Raw genomic sequence first — 16619 nt, 5'->3', positions numbered from 1 at the left:
TTCGCCGAGGGCCGCTTTCACACTTTGTCACAGCAAATAAGTGAAGGCCGCTGGTTGGGTTGGATCCATGGCATCGGATCTCAAGGAGTGAGGGATTATGCGCATAGGGATGTCGGCGCTGGTGACGGGTTTGCTCCTGTTACGGCTATTGCCGGTTTTACCGCCGGTCTGGATGTTATGGCTGCTGCCGATCCTGGGGCTGATGTTGCTGCCGTTTCGCAGCTATCCGCTGGCGTTTTTTCTGTTCGGCCTCAGCTGGGCCGGCATCTCGGCGCACTCGGCCCTGGACGACAGGCTGGCGCCGCAACTCGATGGCCGCACTCTGTGGTTGCAGGGGCAGGTGGTCGGCCTGCCCGATAGGCGCGACGGGGTGGTCAGGTTTCAATTGCAGCAGGCCGAGTCGCGGCGAGCCGAGTTGCCGCAGCGACTGCGCCTGGCCTGGTATGACGGCCCCGAGCTGCGGGCCGGCGAGACCTGGCGCCTGGCGGTGCGCCTCAAACGCCCCCATGGCCTGGTCAATCCGCAGTCATTCGATTACGAGGCCTGGTTGCTGGCGCAACGCATTGGCGCGACCGGCACGGTCAAGAGTGGCCAACGGCTGAGCGCCGCCAGCGGGCCCGGGAGCTGGCGCGACGGGCTGCGCCGGCGCCTGCTTGCAGTCGATGCCCATGACCGCGAGGGGGCGCTGGCGGCCCTGGTGCTGGGCGATGGCTCCGGTCTGTCGGCGGCCGATTGGCGCGTGCTGCAAGACACCGGCACGGTGCACTTGCTGGTGATTTCCGGTCAGCATATCGGCCTGCTGGCTGCGCTGTTGTACGGCTTGATTGCCGGCTTGGCCCGTCTGGGCTGGTGGCCGCGGCGATGGCCGTGGTTGCCCTGGGCCTGTGGCCTGGCCTTCGCCGGTGCGCTCGGCTACGGCCTGCTGGCAGGCTTCGAGGTGCCGGTGCGGCGTGCCTGTGTGATGGTCGGCCTGGTGCTGCTGTGGCGTTGGCGTTTCCGCCATCTCGGGGTATTCCTGCCGCTGTTGCTGGCGCTGGTCGCGGTCTTGCTGCTGGAGCCCCTGGCCAGCCTGCAACCGGGCTTCTGGCTGTCCTTCGGCGCAGTGCTGTTGCTGGTCCTGATTTTCAGCGGCCGACTGGGCGCGTGGCCATGGTGGCAGACGCTGGGGCGGGCGCAATGGGCGATGGCCATCGGTCTGCTTCCACTGTTGCTGGCCTTGGGCCTGCCGGTCAGTGCCAGTGGGCCGCTGGCCAATCTGTTTGCCGTGCCCTGGGTCGGCCTGGCGGTGGTGCCATTGGCATTGCTGGGCACCTTGCTCTTGCCGCTGCCCTGGCTTGGCGAGGCGCTGCTATGGCTCGCCGGTGGCTTGCTCAAGCTGCTGTTCATGCTGCTGGCGCAGATCGCAGCCTGGCTACCGGCCTGGTTGCCCGAGACATTACCGCTCTGGGCTTGGCTGCTGGTTGCATTAGGCACTCTGCTGCTGCTACTGCCGGCCGGTGTGCCTATGCGCAGCCTGGGCTGGGTTTTTCTGCTGCCCCTGTTCTATACCGAGGCGCAGCGTCCGGCCCATGGTCAGGCCGAGGTGTGGATGCTGGACGTTGGCCAGGGCCTGGCGGTCTTGCTGCGCACCCGCGAACACGCGCTGCTGTATGACGCAGGGCCGCGTTTCGGTGACTTCGATATGGGCGAGCGCGTGGTGCTGCCGTCGTTGCGTGGGCTGGGGGTGGGGCAGCTGGACATGCTGCTGATCAGCCATGCCGACAACGATCACGCCGGCGGTGCGCTGGCGATTCAGCGGGGCATGGCGGTCAGGCAGGTGGTGAGCGGCGAGGCCGCGGCACTGCCTGGTCTGCTCGAGGCCGAGCGCTGCGAGTCGGGACGCAGCTGGCAGTGGGATGGGGTGCGGTTCACGACCTGGCACTGGGCAGGGGCGACGGATGGCAACCAGGCTTCCTGCGTACTGCTGATCGAGGCGGCTGGCGAGCGGCTGTTATTGACCGGTGATATCGACAGTAGCGCCGAGCGGGCGCTGCTCGACAGTGGCCTTGACCTTCGCGCGCACTGGCTGTTGGCGCCGCATCATGGCAGCCGCAGCTCTTCCTCGCAGGCCTTGCTGGATACCGTGGCGCCACGTGCGGCACTGATTTCCCGCGGCCAGCACAATGCCTTCGGTCATCCCCATGCCAGTGTGCTGGCGCGTTACGAGGCGCTGTCCGCGCGGCTCTATGACACGGTCGAGCTCGGAGCCGTGCGCATTCGTCTGGGTGCCTTCGCCCGAGGGCAAGGGTTGCGCGAGCGCGCACGGTTCTGGCGAGAAAAATGAGAACCGCGGCGGTCGGCGGCATGTCGCCCCTATGCTAGAGTGGCGCCACTTTTCCAAAGGGGATGTGCCACCGTGTGGGAACTGGTTAAAGCTGGCGGCTGGATCATGCTGCCGATCATGCTCTGCTCTATCGTTGCACTCGGCATCATTGCCGAGCGTCTGTGGACGCTAAGGCCCAGCCGCATCACGCCGCCGCATCTGCTCGGTCAGGTGTGGCGCTGGATCAAGGATAAGAAGCTGAACAACCAGAAGCTCAAGGAGTTGCGCAACAACTCACCCTTGGGGCAGATTCTGGCTGCCGGGCTGGCCAACTCCAAGCATGGTCGCGAGATCATGAAAGAGTGTATCGAAGAGGCGGCCGCGCGGGTTATCCATGATCTGGAACGCTACCTCAATGCCCTGGGCACCATCGCCGGTATTGCGCCGCTGCTCGGTTTGCTCGGCACCGTGCTGGGCATGATCGAGATATTCAGCTCCTTCATGGGCTCGGGCATGGCCAATGCGGCGCTGCTCGCCGCGGGTATTTCCAAGGCATTGATCACCACGGCGGCCGGTTTGATGGTGGCCATTCCCGCGTTGTTCTTTCACCGCTACCTGCAGCGCCGGGTCGATGAGCTGGTGGTCGGCATGGAGCAGGAAGCGATCAAGCTGGTGGAAGTGGTACAGGGTGACCGCGACGTCGATTTTGCTGAGGGCAAGGCGTGAAATTCCGGCGCAAACCACGGGAGAACGTCGAGATCAACCTGGCTTCGCTGATCGACGTGGTGTTCATCCTGCTCTTGTTTTTTGTGGTCACCACCACCTTCACCCGTGAGACCCAGCTCAAGGTTGATCTGCCCGAGGCCGCCAGTGGCACGCCGCCGGAGCAGACCGAGCTCAAGCAGCTGGAGGTACTGATCGCCGTCGACGGCAGTTATTCGCTGAATGGCAAGCAACTGCTGAAAAGTGACCTGGATGGCTTGATGGCGGCGCTGCAAAAGGAATCGGCGGGTGATAACAGCCTGCCGCTGACCATCAGTGCCGATGGCAAGACCCCCCATCAGGCGGTGATCACGGCCATGGACGCCGCCGGCAAGTTGGGCTTTGCCCACCTGCGCATCACCACGGTCGAGGCGCAGGCCGCGCCTTGAGGGTCGTTTTCCCATGAGTCTGTCCGAGCGGCTGCTCGCGGCCTGGTATGCCGGGCATCCGGCGCTCGCGTTGCTGCGTCCATTGGAGTTGCTTTACCGGCAGGTAGTGCAGCGCAAGCGTGCACGCTTCCTCGCGGGTGAGGGCGAGATATACCGCGCTCCGGTGCCGGTCGTGGTGGTGGGCAATATCACCGTCGGCGGCACTGGCAAGACCCCGCTGATCCTCTGGTTGATCGAACATTGCCGCCAGCGTGGCCTCAGGGTCGGCGTGGTCAGTCGTGGCTACGGCGCCAAGCCGCCGCAGTTGCCTTGGCGGGTGCAAGCCGAGCAAAGCCCCAGCGTTGCCGGTGACGAGCCGCTGCTGATCGTCCAGCGCAGTGCCGTGCCCTTGATGATCGATCCCGATCGCGGGCGTGCGGTGGCTGCCTTGCTGGCAGCGGAGCCGCTGGATCTGATCCTCAGTGACGATGGCCTGCAGCACTATCACCTGGCCCGTGACCTGGAGCTGGTGCTGATCGATGCGGCGCGCGGCCTGGGCAATGCACGTTGCCTGCCGGCCGGGCCGTTGCGCGAGCCGGTCGAGCGCCTGCTGAGCGTCGATGCGCTGCTCTACAACGGTGCCGGCAGTGATCCGCAGGGTGGTTACGCCTTCGGCTTGCGTCCGCGCTCCCTGGTCAACCTGCGTAGTGGTGAGCAGTGTCCCCTGACGCATTTCTCACCGCAGCAGCAGCTGCATGCCGTCGCCGGCATCGGTAATCCTCAGCGTTTCTTCGATACGCTCGAAACGCTACACTGGCGGCCGATTGCGCATGCTTTTGCCGACCATGCGCAGTTCAGCGCCGAGCTGCTGAAATTCAGCCCGGCGTTGCCTGTGGTCATGACGGAAAAGGATGCGGTCAAATGCCGGGCTTTTGCCGCCGATGACTGGTGGTACCTGGTGGTGGATGCCGAGCCCTCGGCGGCCTTCATTGCCTGGTTCGATGCGCAATTGACGGCTTTGCTGCCTCTCGCTCGCTAAGCCAGCGGCTATGGCAAGCGCCGTCCCATTCATTGCAGCCGCTCTACAGCAAGGATCTTCCATGGACCCGAAACTACTCGATATTTTGGCCTGCCCACTGTGCAAGGGCCCGCTCAAGCTTGCTGCCGACAAGTCCGAACTGATCTGCAAGGTCGATGGCCTGGCCTTTCCGGTGCGTGACGGCATCCCGGTGATGCTGGAAAGCGAAGCCCGTACCCTAAACGTCGACGAACGCCTGGACAAGTAAATGAGCAACGCCTTTACCGTTGTGATCCCGGCGCGTTACGCCTCCAGCCGTCTGCCCGGCAAGCCCCTGCAGGACATCGCCGGCAAGCCGATGATCCGGCATGTATGGGAGCAGGCTTGCAAAAGCAGCGCCCGACAGGTGGTGGTGGCGACCGACGATGCGCGCATCGTCGAGGCCTGCCGCGGTTTCGGCGCCGAAGTGCTGTTGACCCGCGCCGAGCATAACTCCGGCACCGATCGCCTGGCCGAAGTGGCCGCCGCGCTGGGGCTGGCGCCCGACGCCATCGTGGTCAACGTGCAGGGGGACGAGCCGCTGATTCCGCCGGCAATCATCGATCAGGTGGCGGCCAACCTGGCGGCCAATTCGCAGGCGGCGATCGCCACCCTGGCCGAGCCGATCGACGATGTGGCCGCGCTGTTCAATCCCAACGTGGTCAAGGTCGTGAGCGATCGCAATGGCCTGGCCCTGACCTTCAGCCGTGCCGCCTTGCCCTGGGCGCGCGATGCGTTTGCCATCAGTCGCGAGCAGCTGCCGGCCAACGTGCCCTTCCGCCGGCATATCGGCATCTATGCCTACCGCGCGCAGTTCCTTCACGATTTCGTCGCCTGGGGACCTTGCTGGCTGGAGGACAGCGAGTGCCTGGAGCAGCTGCGCGCGCTCTGGCACGGCGTGCGCATTCACGTCGCCGACGCCCTGCAGCGTCCGCCGGCCGGGGTCGATACCCGGGAAGATCTCGAGCGCGTGCGCCGACTGCTGGGGGCCTGATGCGCGTCCTGTTTGTCTGTCTGGGCAATATCTGCCGCTCGCCCACCGCCGAAGCGGTGCTGCGGCACAAGTTGCGTGAGCTGGGGCTGGAGGAGGGCGTCGAGGTCGATTCCGCCGGCACCGGCGATTGGCATGTGGGCAAGCCGCCGGACAGCCGCACTCGGCAAGCGGCGCAGTTGCGCGGTTATGACCTTTCCGCCCTGCGCGGGCGGCAGGTCTGCGCCGGTGATTTCAGCCGTTTCGACCTGATTCTGGCCATGGATAACAGCAATCTGGAGCACCTGCGGCGCCTGCGGCCGGCCGGCGCAATGGCCGAGCTGGATCTGTTCCTGCGTCGCTATGGTCAGGCGCTGGATGAGGTGCCGGATCCCTATTACGGTGGCGAGGAAGGTTTCGAACAGGTGCTGGAACTGCTCGAACAGGCCTGCGATGGCTTGCTCGGCGAGCTGCGGGGGCGACTATGAGCCTTGCTGTTCAGTCGCGGGTTTCGCTCAAGGCCTATAACAGCTTCGCCGTGGATGTTGCGGCGCGCAGGTTCGCCGAGGCGCATGACGACGATCAGGTGCGTGAAGCGTTGGCCTATGCACGACAGCAACAGTTGCCCGTGCTGCTGCTTGGCGGTGGCAGCAATATGCTGCTGACCGCCGATGTCGAGGCGCTGGTGCTGCGCATGGCCAGTCGCGGTATTCGCGTGCTGCAGGATGATGGCGAGCGGGTGCTGGTCGAGGTCGAGGCCGGTGAACCCTGGCACCCCTTCGTGCAGTGGACCCTGCTGCAGGGCCTGGTGGGGCTGGAAAATCTCAGCCTGATACCCGGTACGGTCGGCGCCGCGCCGATGCAGAATATCGGCGCCTATGGCGTCGAGCTGAAAGACCTGTTCGTCGGTCTGACTGCCCTGGATCGCCGCAGCGGCGAGCTGCGCGAATTTTCCCTGGACGACTGTGGCTTCGCCTATCGCGACAGCCTGTTCAAGCAGGAAGCGGGGCGCTGGGTGATCCTGCGCGTACGCTTCGCCTTGAACCGCACGGCCGCGCTGCATCTCGAATACGGTCCGCTGCGTCAGCGTCTGGCGGAGCGGGGTGTGACGGCGCCGACGGCTGTCGATGTCAGCCAGGCGATCTGTGCGATTCGCAGCGAGAAATTGCCGGATCCGGCGGTGCTGGGTAACGCTGGCAGCTTTTTCAAGAACCCGTTGGTTTCAGTGGAGCTGGCGCAGCGCCTGGGCGCCGAGCATGCCGATCTGGTCGCTTATCCGCAGGCCGATGGTCGGGTCAAGCTGGCCGCTGGCTGGCTGATCGAGCGCGCCGGCTGGAAAGGCTTTCGTGAGGGCGATGCCGGGGTGCATCGGTTGCAGGCTCTGGTGCTGGTCAATTATGGTCAGGCCACCGGGCAACAGTTGTTGGCGCTGGCGCAGCGGATCCAGGCGGATGTATTCCGGCGTTTCGCCGTAGATCTGGAAATCGAGCCTAACGTGCTTTAAGCCGTTTTCGGCGTGACGAGATGGGTGGTCGCAGGCCATGATCCCGTTGGGGCCGTCCGCATAGCGTGATCAGAAGCATGAAAAAGGGGATGCCGAAGCATCCCCTTTTTTATTGCGCTGAATAGTCTCAGGCGTGCGGCTTGTCCGCGTGCTCATCCTGTTTCTTTTCAGTTTCGGTTTCACTTTCAGCGTCGGCATCTATCACGCCGGCCAGTGTGCGCTCCGGCTCGCTGGTCTCAGGGACCGGTGCCTCGTGGGTTGCTTCGCTGGCTTCGTCGCTGGCTGCAGCTTCAGACGCTGGCTCGGCCGGGCTGGCTTGTTCTGCCGCTTCGGCTGGCTGGGCGGCTGCAGCCTCGGCAGCTTCGCGTGCCAGGCGCTCGGCTTCACGTTGACGGCGACGCACTTCGCGCGGATCGTTCGGCGCACGGCCAGTGGCGCTCGGTGCGCTGCTTGCCGTCTCTGCGATCTCTTCCGTCGCTGGGGTTGCGGGCTCGACCGGTTCGCTGGCAACGACTTCGACCGCCACTTCGGCTGGCTCTTCGCTTGGCGCGGGAGTGACGGCTTCTGTGCTGATCTCCGGGGTTGCTTCAACGACCTGCGGCGCACTGGTTTCGGCAGTCGCTACAGTCACTTCTTCAGCCGCTTGAGCCGCTTCAGTCGTGTCTGCTGCACTGGGTTGCTCGGTCACTGGCTGCTCCGGCTGTTCAACCAACTGAACCGGTGCTTCCTCGGCGGCTTGCTCGGTCACGGCGGGCTCGGTGCTGACCGGCTCGCTGCTCGCTTCAGCGGCAACGGTTGCGGCTGCTGCCAGCGGGGCAGTGGCCTCAGCCTGGTTTACGCTGCCTTCTTCAGTGCCTTCGCTCACATTGCCGCTGGCGTCGCCTTGCCGCTCGCGACGATTGCTGCGGCGACGCTGGCCACGCGAGCGACGGCGTGGGCGCTCGCCTTCTGCGCCTTCTGCTTCGTCGTCTTGCTGAACATTTTCGCTGACCAGTGCTTCATCGTCGCTTGCGGCAGCTGTTTCGGCTTCGGCGCGCGGCTGGCGTTCTTCACGGGGCGCGCGCGGTTGGCGCGGTTCGCGTTGAGGGCGCTCGGCCGGCGCTTCGACAGTGCTGATCTCGCTGCTGCTGTCGGCGCTTGGCACGGCGTCCAGCGGCTCGCGCAGTTCGCGGGCTGGGCGCTCTTCGCGCGGCTTGCGCTCGCGGCGATTCTCCTGGCCTTCGCGTGGTGGGCGCGCCTGGCGGACTTCCTGTGGCTCGCGAATTTCAACGGTTTCACGTGGTTGGCGTGCTTCGCGCGGTTGCGCTTCTTCACGCGCTACACGCGGTTCACGCTCCTCGCGGGGAGCCCGTTCTTCGCGCGGCTTGCGCTCTTCACGCGGCTTGCGTTCCTCGTCGCGGCGCCCGCCGCGGCTGCGGTTCTGCTGGCGGCCGCTACGACGCTCATCGCTACGCTGCGGGCGTTCGCTGGCTTTCTTCTCGATTACCGCAGGTTTGGCTGCTTCTTCTTCCTTGCCGGCGAACAGGCTGACCAGCGATTTCACCAGGCCCTTGAACAGGCTCGGTTGGCTGGCGGGAGCTACTACGGGTTCGCTGACCTCGGCCGCAGGTGTCGGCGCGGTGCGCTGTGGCGCGGTCTTGATCGCCGCTTCCTGGCGGACCAGGGTGCGGGTGGCGGCAGCCGGTTGCACTTCTTCCACTTCGGTGGCAGCCATTTCATAGCTGGACTGGGTGGATTGTGCTTCCGGGCTGTCGTCGCGAATGCGCTGCACTTCGAAGTGCGGTGTTTCCAGGTGATCGTTCGGCAGGATGACGATGCGCGCGCGGCTGCGCAGTTCGATCTTGGTGATCGAGTTGCGCTTCTCGTTGAGCAGGAAGGCGGCAACCGGGATCGGCACCTGGGCGCGAACCTCGGCGGTGCGATCCTTCAGGGCTTCTTCTTCGATCAGGCGCAGGATCGCCAGGGACAGCGATTCGACGTCACGGATGATGCCTTGGCCGTTGCAGCGCGGGCAGACGATGCCGCTGCTCTCGCCGAGCGATGGGCGCAGGCGCTGACGGGACATTTCCAGCAGGCCGAAGCGCGAGATGCGCCCAACCTGGACACGGGCGCGGTCGGCTTCCAGGCTTTCGCGGACCTTTTCTTCCACGGCGCGCTGGTTCTTGGCCGGGGTCATGTCGATGAAGTCGATCACGATCAGGCCGCCGATGTCGCGCAGACGCAGCTGGCGGGCGATTTCTTCGGCCGCTTCCAGGTTGGTCTGCAGGGCAGTTTCTTCGATGTCGCTGCCTTTGGTCGCGCGCGCCGAGTTGATGTCGATCGACACCAGGGCTTCGGTCGGGTCGATCACGATGGCGCCGCCGGACGGCAGCTTCACTTCGCGCTGGAAGGCGGTTTCGATCTGGCTTTCGATCTGGAAGCGGTTGAACAGCGGCACGCTGTCTTCATACAACTTGATCTTGCTGGCGTACTGCGGCATCACCTGGTTGATGAAGCTCAGGGCTTCCTGTTGCGCTTCGACGCTGTCGACCAGTACTTCGCCGATGTCCTGGCGCAGGTAGTCGCGGATCGCGCGGATGATCACGTTGCTTTCCTGGTAGATCAGGAAGGGCGCGGCGCGATCGAGCGAGGCTTCCTTGATGGCGCTCCACAATTGCAGCAGGTAGTCGAGGTCCCACTGCATTTCTTCGCTGGAACGGCCCAGGCCTGCAGTGCGCACGATCAGGCCCATGTCGCTCGGGGCGACCAGGCCATTGAGCGCTTCGCGCAGTTCGTTGCGTTCTTCGCCTTCGATGCGGCGCGAGATGCCGCCGGCGCGCGGGTTGTTCGGCATCAGCACCAGGTAACGACCGGCCAGGCTGATGAAGGTGGTCAGGGCTGCGCCCTTGTTGCCGCGTTCCTCTTTTTCGACCTGAACGATGACTTCCTGGCCTTCCTTGAGCACGTCTTTGATGTTGACGCGGCCCTCGGTAGCCTTGCTGAAGTATTCGCGGGAGATCTCCTTGAGCGGGAGAAAACCGTGGCGATCCGAGCCGAAGTCGACAAAGGCGGCCTCGAGGCTGGGTTCGACACGGGTAATGCGGCCTTTATAGATGTTGGCCTTCTTTTGCTCGCGGGCGCCCGATTCTATGTCCAGGTCATACAGGCGTTGGCCGTCGACCAGAGCAACACGCAACTCTTCGGGTTGAGTTGCGTTAATCAGCATTCTTTTCATGTTGTACCGTCGGTTTCCGGTGCTGGCGGAAGCGGCGTTCGGCACACACGACTCTCAGGGTCGGTGTCAGGCGCGTCAGAAACGGGCGTAAATCGTTTCATTGTCAAGCGACAGTCAGCCAGTTGGGCTGGGTCGCGACGGACATCTCCTGCTTGCTGTTGTGACAGAAAGCATTGGTCAGGAGGAGGAATCAACTGTCGGTAGCGGACGAGATGAAGCGTCTTCGATAAAGCTACGCAGACCGACGGTTGTACATCTCCACCCTACACGTATCACTGAAAATCGGGTGCCGCTCGCATAACATCCGCAGCGGGTTGGCAGTTACCGCAAACGCCCAATGGGGGCGGCTGCGCATCATGGCTTAAGGCTTTATTTCCGAGTTATTCGCGGCCTTTGCGGCTTTCTATCGTCTGAATAACCCGTCGGACGGCCTTACGTCCCAAATGGGTTGCGTCGGTTGGGGATGGCAGTTTTGGCGATCATCCGCAAACCGGACCGCTTTTGGCGGCGTTCGCGACTATAGCAGTTATGATTAAGTGCTTCAAATCCATAAAAAATTGTTATGATTGCGCGATGACAATTCCTACTCCTACAACCTCCGGCGTTCAGCTGCTCGAGGTTGCGCCGGAACTCGCCGGCCAGCGCATCGACAACTTCCTTCGCACCCAGTTAAAGGGTGTGCCCAAGACCTTGATTTACCGCATTTTGCGTAAAGGCGAGGTGCGGGTGAACAAGGGCCGCATCAAGCCGGAATACAAGCTGCAGGCGGGCGATATCATTCGGGTTCCGCCGCTGCGTCTGGCTGAGCGCGATGAGCCGGCGCCCTTGGCGCAGGGCTTGCTCGAGCGCCTCGAGGCGGCCATCGTTTATGAAGACAAGGCCTTGATCGTGCTGAACAAGCCCGCCGGCATCGCCGTGCACGGCGGCAGCGGTCTCAACTACGGGGTGATAGAGGCTTTCCGTCAGCTGCGCCCGGACGCCAAGGAGTTGGAGCTGGTTCATCGCCTCGATCGCGACACCTCCGGGCTGCTGATGATCGCCAAGAAGCGCAGCATGTTGCGCCATCTGCACGAGGCTTTGCGCGGCGACGGCGTGGACAAGCGGTATATGGCGCTGGTGCGGGGGCACTGGGCGACCGCCAAGAAGCGGGTCAATGCACCTTTGCAGAAGAGTAATCTGCGCTCCGGCGAGCGTATGGTCGAGGTCAACGATGAAGGCAAGGAGGCGCTGACGCTGTTCCGCGTGCTGCGCCGTTTCGGTGAGTTCGCCACCCTGGTCGAGGCCAAGCCGGTAACCGGGCGCACCCACCAGATTCGTGTGCACAGCCAGTATGCCGGGCATTGCATCGCCGGCGACAGCAAGTATGGCGATGACGACTTCAGTCGCGAGATCCGCGGGCTGGGCGGCAAGCGTCTGTTCCTGCATGCCTATGCGCTGGTCGTGCCGCTGCCCGATGGTGGCGAGCTCCGCCTGGAGGCGCCGGTCGATGCGGCCTGGGCGCATACGCTGGAGCGTCTGAGTGTCTGACTATGAGTTGTTGATCTTCGATTGGGACGGCACGCTGGTTGATTCCATTGGGCGCATCGTCGAGTCGATGCACTGGGCAGCGGATTCCTGCGGGTTGGCTCGGCGTGGCGATGTGCAGGTCAAGGGGATTATCGGGCTGGGGTTGCCAGAGGCGATCGCCAGCCTGCATCCCGAGCTGGTCGAGTTGGCGCTGGTCGAGCGCTTCCGCCACTGTTATAGCGAGCGTTATCTGGCGCTGGAGGCTCAGCCCTCGGCGTTGTTCCCGGGGGTCGCCGAGGCGTTGGCGGTATTCCGTGCGCAGGGCTATCGTTTGGCTGTGGCCACGGGCAAAAGCCGCCATGGTTTGCGGCGTGTGCTGGAGGGGCGTGGCTGGCTGGATTACTTCGATGTCACCCGCTGCGCCGACGAAACGGCAAGCAAGCCGAATCCGCTGATGCTGGAGGAAATCCTCGAGCATTGTGGCGTCCCTGCGGGGCGGGCCTTGATGGTAGGTGACTCATCGTTCGATTTGCAGATGGCTCGGCATGCCGGGATGGATAGCGTGGCGGTAGGTTACGGGGCTCAGCCCTTGGCAGTGTTGCGTGAGTATGGTCCGGCGCTGACGATAGACAATTTCGTGGAATTGCATGCCTGGCTCGATCGGCGCGCAGATGGGCAACCAATTGAGGTGGGTGACTATGTCGGATGAATGGAAAGGATCGGCTGCTGGCGAAGGCGATGAGAAAAGCTGGAAGCTGCTGGAAAAAACCCTGCTGGCTAGCGTTCAGGAGCAGCGTCGGTCGCGGCGCTGGGGGATCTTCTTCAAGTCGCTGACTTTTATTTATCTGTTTGCTGCGCTGGCGCTGTTTGCGCCGCTGCTTGATCTGAAGGAAGGCGTCAAGAGTGGTGCGAGTCATACCGCGTTGATCGAGGTGCGCGGGATGATCGCCGACAAGGAGATGGCCAGCGCCGACAACATAGTCGGTAGCCTGCGCACCGCGTTCGAGGACGCTAACACCAAGGGTGTGATCCTGCGGATCAACAGCCCGGGCGGCAGCCCGGTGCAGTCGGGTTATATCTATGAGGAGATTCGTCGTCTGCGCGGCCAATACCCGGCGATCAAGTTGTATGCGGTGATCACCGATCTCGGGGCCTCTGGGGCCTACTACATCGCCAGCGCCGCGGATCAGATCTATGCCGACAAGGCAAGTTTGGTCGGCTCGATTGGCGTGACGGCGGCCGGTTTCGGCTTCGTCGGGGTGATGGAAAAGCTGGGGGTCGATCGTCGGGTGTACACCGCTGGCGAGCACAAGGCGTTTCTCGATCCCTTCCAGCCGCCTAGAGAAGATGAAGCGCAGTTCTGGCAGGGGGTGCTGGAGACCACGCATCAACAGTTCATCGACAGCGTCAAGCAGGGGCGTGGTGACCGGCTGAAGTCGGCGGAGCATCCCGAGCTGTTCTCGGGGCTGGTGTGGTCGGGCGAGCAGGCGCTGCAGCTTGGCTTGATCGATGCCCTGGGTAATGCCAGCTATGTCGCGCGTGAAGTGGTCGGCGAGAAAGAGTTGGTTGACTTTACGGTCAAGGAGTCGCCGTTCGATCGCTTCGCCAAGCGCCTGGGTGCCAGCGTCGCCGAGAATCTGGCCATGTGGATGGGGTTTCAGGGGCCAAGCCTGCGCTAGTGATTAAGTCGATTTCGCGTTGCATGCAAGCCCGGTCATTGATCGGGCTTGTTGCGTTATGGGATATCGATGCCGGCCACATGGAGCATGTCCACCAGGCGGATCAGGGGCAGGCCGATCAGGCTGGTGGCGTCAGTGCCTTCGGTGCTGCGAAACAGGCTGACGCCCAGTCCTTCGGCCTTGAAGCTGCCGGCGCAGTCGTAGGGCTGCTCGGCCTGCAGATAGCGGGTGATTTGTGCCTCGCTCAGCTGGCGGAAGTGCACGGTGAAGGGGATGCAGTCGACCTGGCAGTGGCCGTTTTGGCTGTCGAGCAGGGCCAGGCCGGTGAGGAAGGTGACGCTATTGCCGCTTGCGGCGAGCAGTTGCGCGTAGGCGCGCTCGTATGTTTCGGGCTTGCCGAGAATCTGCTTGCCCAGTACGGCGACCTGGTCCGAGCCGATGATCAGGTGGTGCGGGTGGTCGGGGCTCAGGGTGCGGGCTTTTTCTTCTGCCAGGCGGCGCACCAGTGAGCTGGCGCCTTCATCGGGTCGAGGGGCTTCATTGATTGCCGGTGCGCTCCAGGTAAAGGGCAGGCGCAGGCGGGTCAGTAGTTCCCGGCGGTAGGGCGAGCTGGATGCGAGCACCAGAGGCGGCATGTCTATGTATCTCCTGTATATGGCCGGGCAATTCTAGTCGGCACTCTTCGCGCTGGACAGGCCGAATATCCTTTGACAGGGGCGGGGTGCATCCATAGAATGCGGCGCCTATGTTAAACGCACCGATTCCACCTCATGTTGATCCGCGCAAGTTGGCTGATCGTGGTACCACGCTTGAAGGCGCGATACCGCTAGTCGATTTGGCGCGACTCTGCGACCCACTTGCCGATAACCAAGGCATGGTGCGTGCGAAGTTTTTCTTCGAGCGTGATGAGCGTAATGCTGTGGTTTTCCATAGTGAGCTCGAGGTTGAGGTCAAGATGGTTTGCCAGCGTTGTCTGGAACTGGTTGCCCTGCCGATCCATAGCGAGTGTGATTACGCGGTGGTGAAGGAAGGTGCAAATACCCAGTCCGTGCCGAAGGGCTATGACGTGCTGGAATTGGGTGAAGATCCATTGGATCTGCTGGCGCTGGTTGAGGAGGAGCTGTTGCTCGCCTTGCCCATTGTCCCGGTTCATGACCCTAAAGATTGCCAGCAGCCGGTCGGCCTCGAAGAGCCCGATTCGAGCGAGGACGAGGTAACGCGGTCCAACCCGTTCAGTGTATTGGCGCAGTTAAAGCGTGACCCAAACGTTTAGGAGTTAATCAGTTATGGCTGTTCAGCAGAACAAAAAATCCCGTTCCGCCCGTGACATGCGTCGTTCGCACGACGCGCTCGATGCCAGCACCCTGTCCGTCGAGAAAAGCACCGGTGAAATCCATCTGCGCCACCACGTATCGCCGGAAGGCGTTTACCGTGGTCGCAAAGTGATCGACAAGGGCGCTGACGAGTAATCCTTGTCCGCTCCGATCATCGCGATTGATGCAATGGGTGGGGACTTCGGTCCCCACAGCATTGTTCAGGCCAGCCTTGCCTGCTTGGCCGAGTACCCTTCGTTGCACCTGGTCCTAGTCGGCCAAGCCCCTCTTATCGAAGATTTGATTGCCGGCAATCCTGGCGTCGATCGCGCACGCCTGCATGTCGAACATGCTTGCGAAGTGGTCACCATGGACGAGCGTCCAGCGCAAGCGCTGCGCGGCAAGGCGGATTCGTCGATGCGGGTGGCGCTGGAATTGCTTCGAGATGGGCGGGCTCAGGCATGTGTCAGTGCGGGTAATACCGGGGCCTTGATGGCGTTGTCGCGTTATGTGCTGAAAACCTTGCCGGGGATAGATCGCCCGGCCATGGTGACGGCCGTGCCGACCCAGACCGGCTGCTGTCATTTGCTCGACCTGGGGGCTAATGTCGACTGCAGCGCCGAGCAGCTCTATCAGTTCGCCGTGATGGGGGCGGTGGCTGCCGAGGCGTTGGGGATGGTGCGGCCACGTGTGGCGTTGCTCAATGTCGGCACCGAGGAGGTCAAGGGCAATCAGCAGGTCAAGCTTGCCGCGGGTCTTTTGCAGCAAGCCCCTGGCTTGAATTACATCGGTTTTATCGAGGGTGACGGGCTCTATCGTGGCGACGCCGATGTAGTGGTGTGCGACGGCTTTGTTGGCAATATTCTGCTCAAATCCAGCGAAGGCCTGGCGACGATGATTGCGGCGCGTATCGCGTTGTTGTTCCGGCGCAACCTGGTTTCGCGGTTGGCAGGCCTGGTGGCGATGCCGGTGCTGCGGCGCTTGCGCGCCGAGCTGGCGCCTGCGCAGCATAATGGCGCGAGCCTGCTCGGCCTGCAGGGCATTGTGGTGAAGAGTCATGGCTCGGCGGGCGCTGAGGGTTTCAAAAGCGCCATTTGTCGCGCGCTGAGGGAAATTGAGGACAACTTGCCGCAGCGCCTGCATGGTCGTCTCGAGGATAGGTTGCTCTGAGCCGGTTTTTGATGGGGTTGCGGGCTTGCCGCTGCGGAGCGCCGGCGCTTGCTTGGGCTGCTAATGTGACCGCGGCGGGTGGCCTGTCATCCAACTGTCAGTTTGTTGCGCTTGACTCTGCCGGGCGCGAATTTTTCGACATAAGGGCATTGAAAGAAATAACTGCCACGTATTGCGCCGGATCTTCGTTTGCCTTCAATTCACGGCAAGGCGCGCATAGTCGTTCTATGTAAGCCTTGCCGTAACGCCGAAGGCGGACGAAAAGACCAGCAAGACGGCGTAGTTATTGATTGACAGGTCCTAAGACCATAGAGGCTCGTTTACATGTCTGCATCCCTCGCATTCGTCTTCCCCGGGCAAGGCTCGCAGTCGCTAACGATGTTGGCTGGGCATGGCTCACAGCAAGTCGTTATCGATACGTTTGCCGAAGCTGCCGACGTGCTCGGCTACGACCTCTGGGCCCTGGTCCAGCAGGGTCCGGAAGAGCAGCTCAATCAAACCGACAAAACCCAGCCGGCGATCCTTGCTGCGTCGACCGCTCTGTGGCGCCTGTGGCTGGCCGAGGGGGGGGCGCGTCCGGCCTTCGTCGCCGGTCATAGCCTGGGCGAGTACTCCGCGCTGGTAGCGGCGGGCAGCCTGGCATTCGCCGAGGCGGTGAAGCTGGTGGAGCTGCGCGGCCAGTTGATGCAGCAGGCGGTGCCGGCTGGGCAGGGCGGCATGGCGGCTATCCTTGGGCTGGACGATGCCGACGTGCTGGCCGCCTGCGCCGAAGCG

Annotated in this window: 17 protein-coding genes; 15 read left to right on the top strand and 2 right to left on the bottom strand. The window is 63.2% G+C overall.

What is annotated here, in order from left to right; genetic code table 11:
• Positions 1-109 precede the first annotated feature (109 nt).
• The 8 genes from ABZE94_RS00085 (at position 110) to murB (ending at position 6963) form a co-directional block, all read left to right on the top strand.
• A complete protein-coding gene (locus ABZE94_RS00085; protein ID WP_372873572.1) occupies positions 110-2323 on the top strand; it encodes a DNA internalization-related competence protein ComEC/Rec2 in 2214 nt (737 codons plus the stop codon).
• Positions 2324-2395: 72 nt separating this feature from the next.
• Complete coding sequence (locus tag ABZE94_RS00080; protein ID WP_372873500.1) at positions 2396-3028, top strand: MotA/TolQ/ExbB proton channel family protein; 633 nt, start codon at positions 2396-2398, stop codon at positions 3026-3028.
• Positions 3025-3453, top strand: coding sequence for a biopolymer transporter ExbD (locus ABZE94_RS00075; protein ID WP_090497327.1), 429 nt, complete (start codon positions 3025-3027; stop codon positions 3451-3453). The genes ABZE94_RS00080 and ABZE94_RS00075 overlap by 4 nt, the downstream gene beginning before the upstream one ends.
• A 13-nt stretch (positions 3454-3466) precedes the next feature.
• Positions 3467-4471: a tetraacyldisaccharide 4'-kinase gene (gene lpxK, locus ABZE94_RS00070; RefSeq protein WP_372873499.1), complete on the top strand. Its 1005-nt coding sequence runs from the start codon at positions 3467-3469 to the stop codon at positions 4469-4471.
• Between the two features lie 61 nt (positions 4472-4532).
• Positions 4533-4718, top strand: a complete 186-nt coding sequence (locus ABZE94_RS00065; protein WP_372873498.1) for a Trm112 family protein — start codon at positions 4533-4535, stop codon at positions 4716-4718.
• Positions 4719-5483 (top strand): 3-deoxy-manno-octulosonate cytidylyltransferase, encoded by a 765-nt coding sequence (kdsB, locus tag ABZE94_RS00060; RefSeq protein WP_372873497.1) that lies wholly within the window; start codon positions 4719-4721, stop codon positions 5481-5483.
• Positions 5483-5947, top strand: coding sequence for a low molecular weight protein-tyrosine-phosphatase (locus ABZE94_RS00055; protein WP_372873496.1), 465 nt, complete (start codon positions 5483-5485; stop codon positions 5945-5947). The genes kdsB and ABZE94_RS00055 overlap by 1 nt, the downstream gene beginning before the upstream one ends.
• A complete protein-coding gene (gene murB, locus ABZE94_RS00050; protein WP_372873495.1) occupies positions 5944-6963 on the top strand; it encodes a UDP-N-acetylmuramate dehydrogenase in 1020 nt (339 codons plus the stop codon). The genes ABZE94_RS00055 and murB overlap by 4 nt, the downstream gene beginning before the upstream one ends.
• 127 nt (positions 6964-7090) lie before the next feature.
• On the opposite strand, the gene rne is transcribed toward murB, so the two are convergent.
• Positions 7091-10177 carry a ribonuclease E gene (gene rne / locus ABZE94_RS00045; protein ID WP_372873494.1) on the bottom strand — a complete coding sequence of 1029 codons (3087 nt, stop codon included), beginning with the start codon at positions 10175-10177 and terminating at the stop codon, positions 7091-7093.
• 573 nt (positions 10178-10750) lie between these two features.
• Here rne and rluC point away from each other — a divergent pair.
• Genes rluC through ABZE94_RS00030 form a run of 3 tightly spaced genes read left to right on the top strand, consistent with a single transcriptional unit; the run spans position 10751 to position 13362 of the window.
• Positions 10751-11704, top strand: coding sequence for a 23S rRNA pseudouridine(955/2504/2580) synthase RluC (gene rluC / locus ABZE94_RS00040; protein WP_372873493.1), 954 nt, complete (start codon positions 10751-10753; stop codon positions 11702-11704).
• A complete protein-coding gene (locus ABZE94_RS00035; RefSeq protein ID WP_372873492.1) occupies positions 11697-12392 on the top strand; it encodes an HAD-IA family hydrolase in 696 nt (231 codons plus the stop codon). The genes rluC and ABZE94_RS00035 overlap by 8 nt, the downstream gene beginning before the upstream one ends.
• Entirely contained in the window at positions 12382-13362 is a 981-nt protein-coding gene (locus ABZE94_RS00030; RefSeq protein ID WP_372873491.1) for a S49 family peptidase, read from the top strand. The genes ABZE94_RS00035 and ABZE94_RS00030 overlap by 11 nt, the downstream gene beginning before the upstream one ends.
• A gap of 56 nt (positions 13363-13418) precedes the next feature.
• Here ABZE94_RS00030 and ABZE94_RS00025 read toward each other — a convergent pair whose 3' ends face one another.
• Positions 13419-13997, bottom strand: a complete 579-nt coding sequence (locus ABZE94_RS00025; protein ID WP_372873490.1) for a nucleoside triphosphate pyrophosphatase — start codon at positions 13995-13997, stop codon at positions 13419-13421.
• A 110-nt stretch (positions 13998-14107) separates the two neighbouring features.
• Between ABZE94_RS00025 and ABZE94_RS00020 the strand changes: the two genes are divergently transcribed.
• From ABZE94_RS00020 to ABZE94_RS00005, 4 genes are all read left to right on the top strand, one after another.
• Positions 14108-14635: a YceD family protein gene (locus tag ABZE94_RS00020; protein WP_372873489.1), complete on the top strand. Its 528-nt coding sequence runs from the start codon at positions 14108-14110 to the stop codon at positions 14633-14635.
• A gap of 13 nt (positions 14636-14648) precedes the next feature.
• Positions 14649-14831: a 50S ribosomal protein L32 gene (gene rpmF, locus ABZE94_RS00015; protein WP_079201670.1), complete on the top strand. Its 183-nt coding sequence runs from the start codon at positions 14649-14651 to the stop codon at positions 14829-14831.
• 3 nt (positions 14832-14834) lie between these two features.
• Positions 14835-15845 (top strand): phosphate acyltransferase PlsX, encoded by a 1011-nt coding sequence (plsX, locus tag ABZE94_RS00010; RefSeq protein ID WP_372873488.1) that lies wholly within the window; start codon positions 14835-14837, stop codon positions 15843-15845.
• A 324-nt stretch (positions 15846-16169) separates the two neighbouring features.
• A partial coding sequence (locus tag ABZE94_RS00005) for an ACP S-malonyltransferase (RefSeq protein WP_372873487.1) occupies positions 16170-16619 on the top strand: 450 nt, incomplete at its 3' end.

It is taken from the genome of Pseudomonas sp. (assembly GCF_041601375.1).
Taxonomy (GTDB): domain Bacteria; phylum Pseudomonadota; class Gammaproteobacteria; order Pseudomonadales; family Pseudomonadaceae; genus Aquipseudomonas.
Note: the sequence above shows the minus strand (reverse complement) of the source record. Positions and strands in the feature narration are given on the sequence as shown.

Excerpts from the sequence above, each read along its gene's own strand:
- ABZE94_RS00085 (WP_372873572.1), top strand. The coding sequence starts at position 110 with ATGTCGGCGCTGGTGACGGGTTTGCTCCTGTTACGGCTATTGCCGGTT.
- lpxK (WP_372873499.1), top strand. The coding sequence starts at position 3,467 with ATGAGTCTGTCCGAGCGGCTGCTCGCGGCCTGGTATGCCGGGCATCCG.
- ABZE94_RS00065 (WP_372873498.1), top strand. The coding sequence starts at position 4,533 with ATGGACCCGAAACTACTCGATATTTTGGCCTGCCCACTGTGCAAGGGC.
- kdsB (WP_372873497.1), top strand. The coding sequence starts at position 4,719 with ATGAGCAACGCCTTTACCGTTGTGATCCCGGCGCGTTACGCCTCCAGC.
- ABZE94_RS00055 (WP_372873496.1), top strand. The coding sequence starts at position 5,483 with ATGCGCGTCCTGTTTGTCTGTCTGGGCAATATCTGCCGCTCGCCCACC.
- murB (WP_372873495.1), top strand. The coding sequence starts at position 5,944 with ATGAGCCTTGCTGTTCAGTCGCGGGTTTCGCTCAAGGCCTATAACAGC.
- rne (WP_372873494.1), bottom strand. The coding sequence starts at position 10,177 with ATGAAAAGAATGCTGATTAACGCAACTCAACCCGAAGAGTTGCGTGTT.
- rluC (WP_372873493.1), top strand. The coding sequence starts at position 10,751 with ATGACAATTCCTACTCCTACAACCTCCGGCGTTCAGCTGCTCGAGGTT.
- ABZE94_RS00030 (WP_372873491.1), top strand. The coding sequence starts at position 12,382 with ATGTCGGATGAATGGAAAGGATCGGCTGCTGGCGAAGGCGATGAGAAA.
- ABZE94_RS00025 (WP_372873490.1), bottom strand. The coding sequence starts at position 13,997 with ATGCCGCCTCTGGTGCTCGCATCCAGCTCGCCCTACCGCCGGGAACTA.
- ABZE94_RS00020 (WP_372873489.1), top strand. The coding sequence starts at position 14,108 with ATGTTAAACGCACCGATTCCACCTCATGTTGATCCGCGCAAGTTGGCT.
- rpmF (WP_079201670.1), top strand. The coding sequence starts at position 14,649 with ATGGCTGTTCAGCAGAACAAAAAATCCCGTTCCGCCCGTGACATGCGT.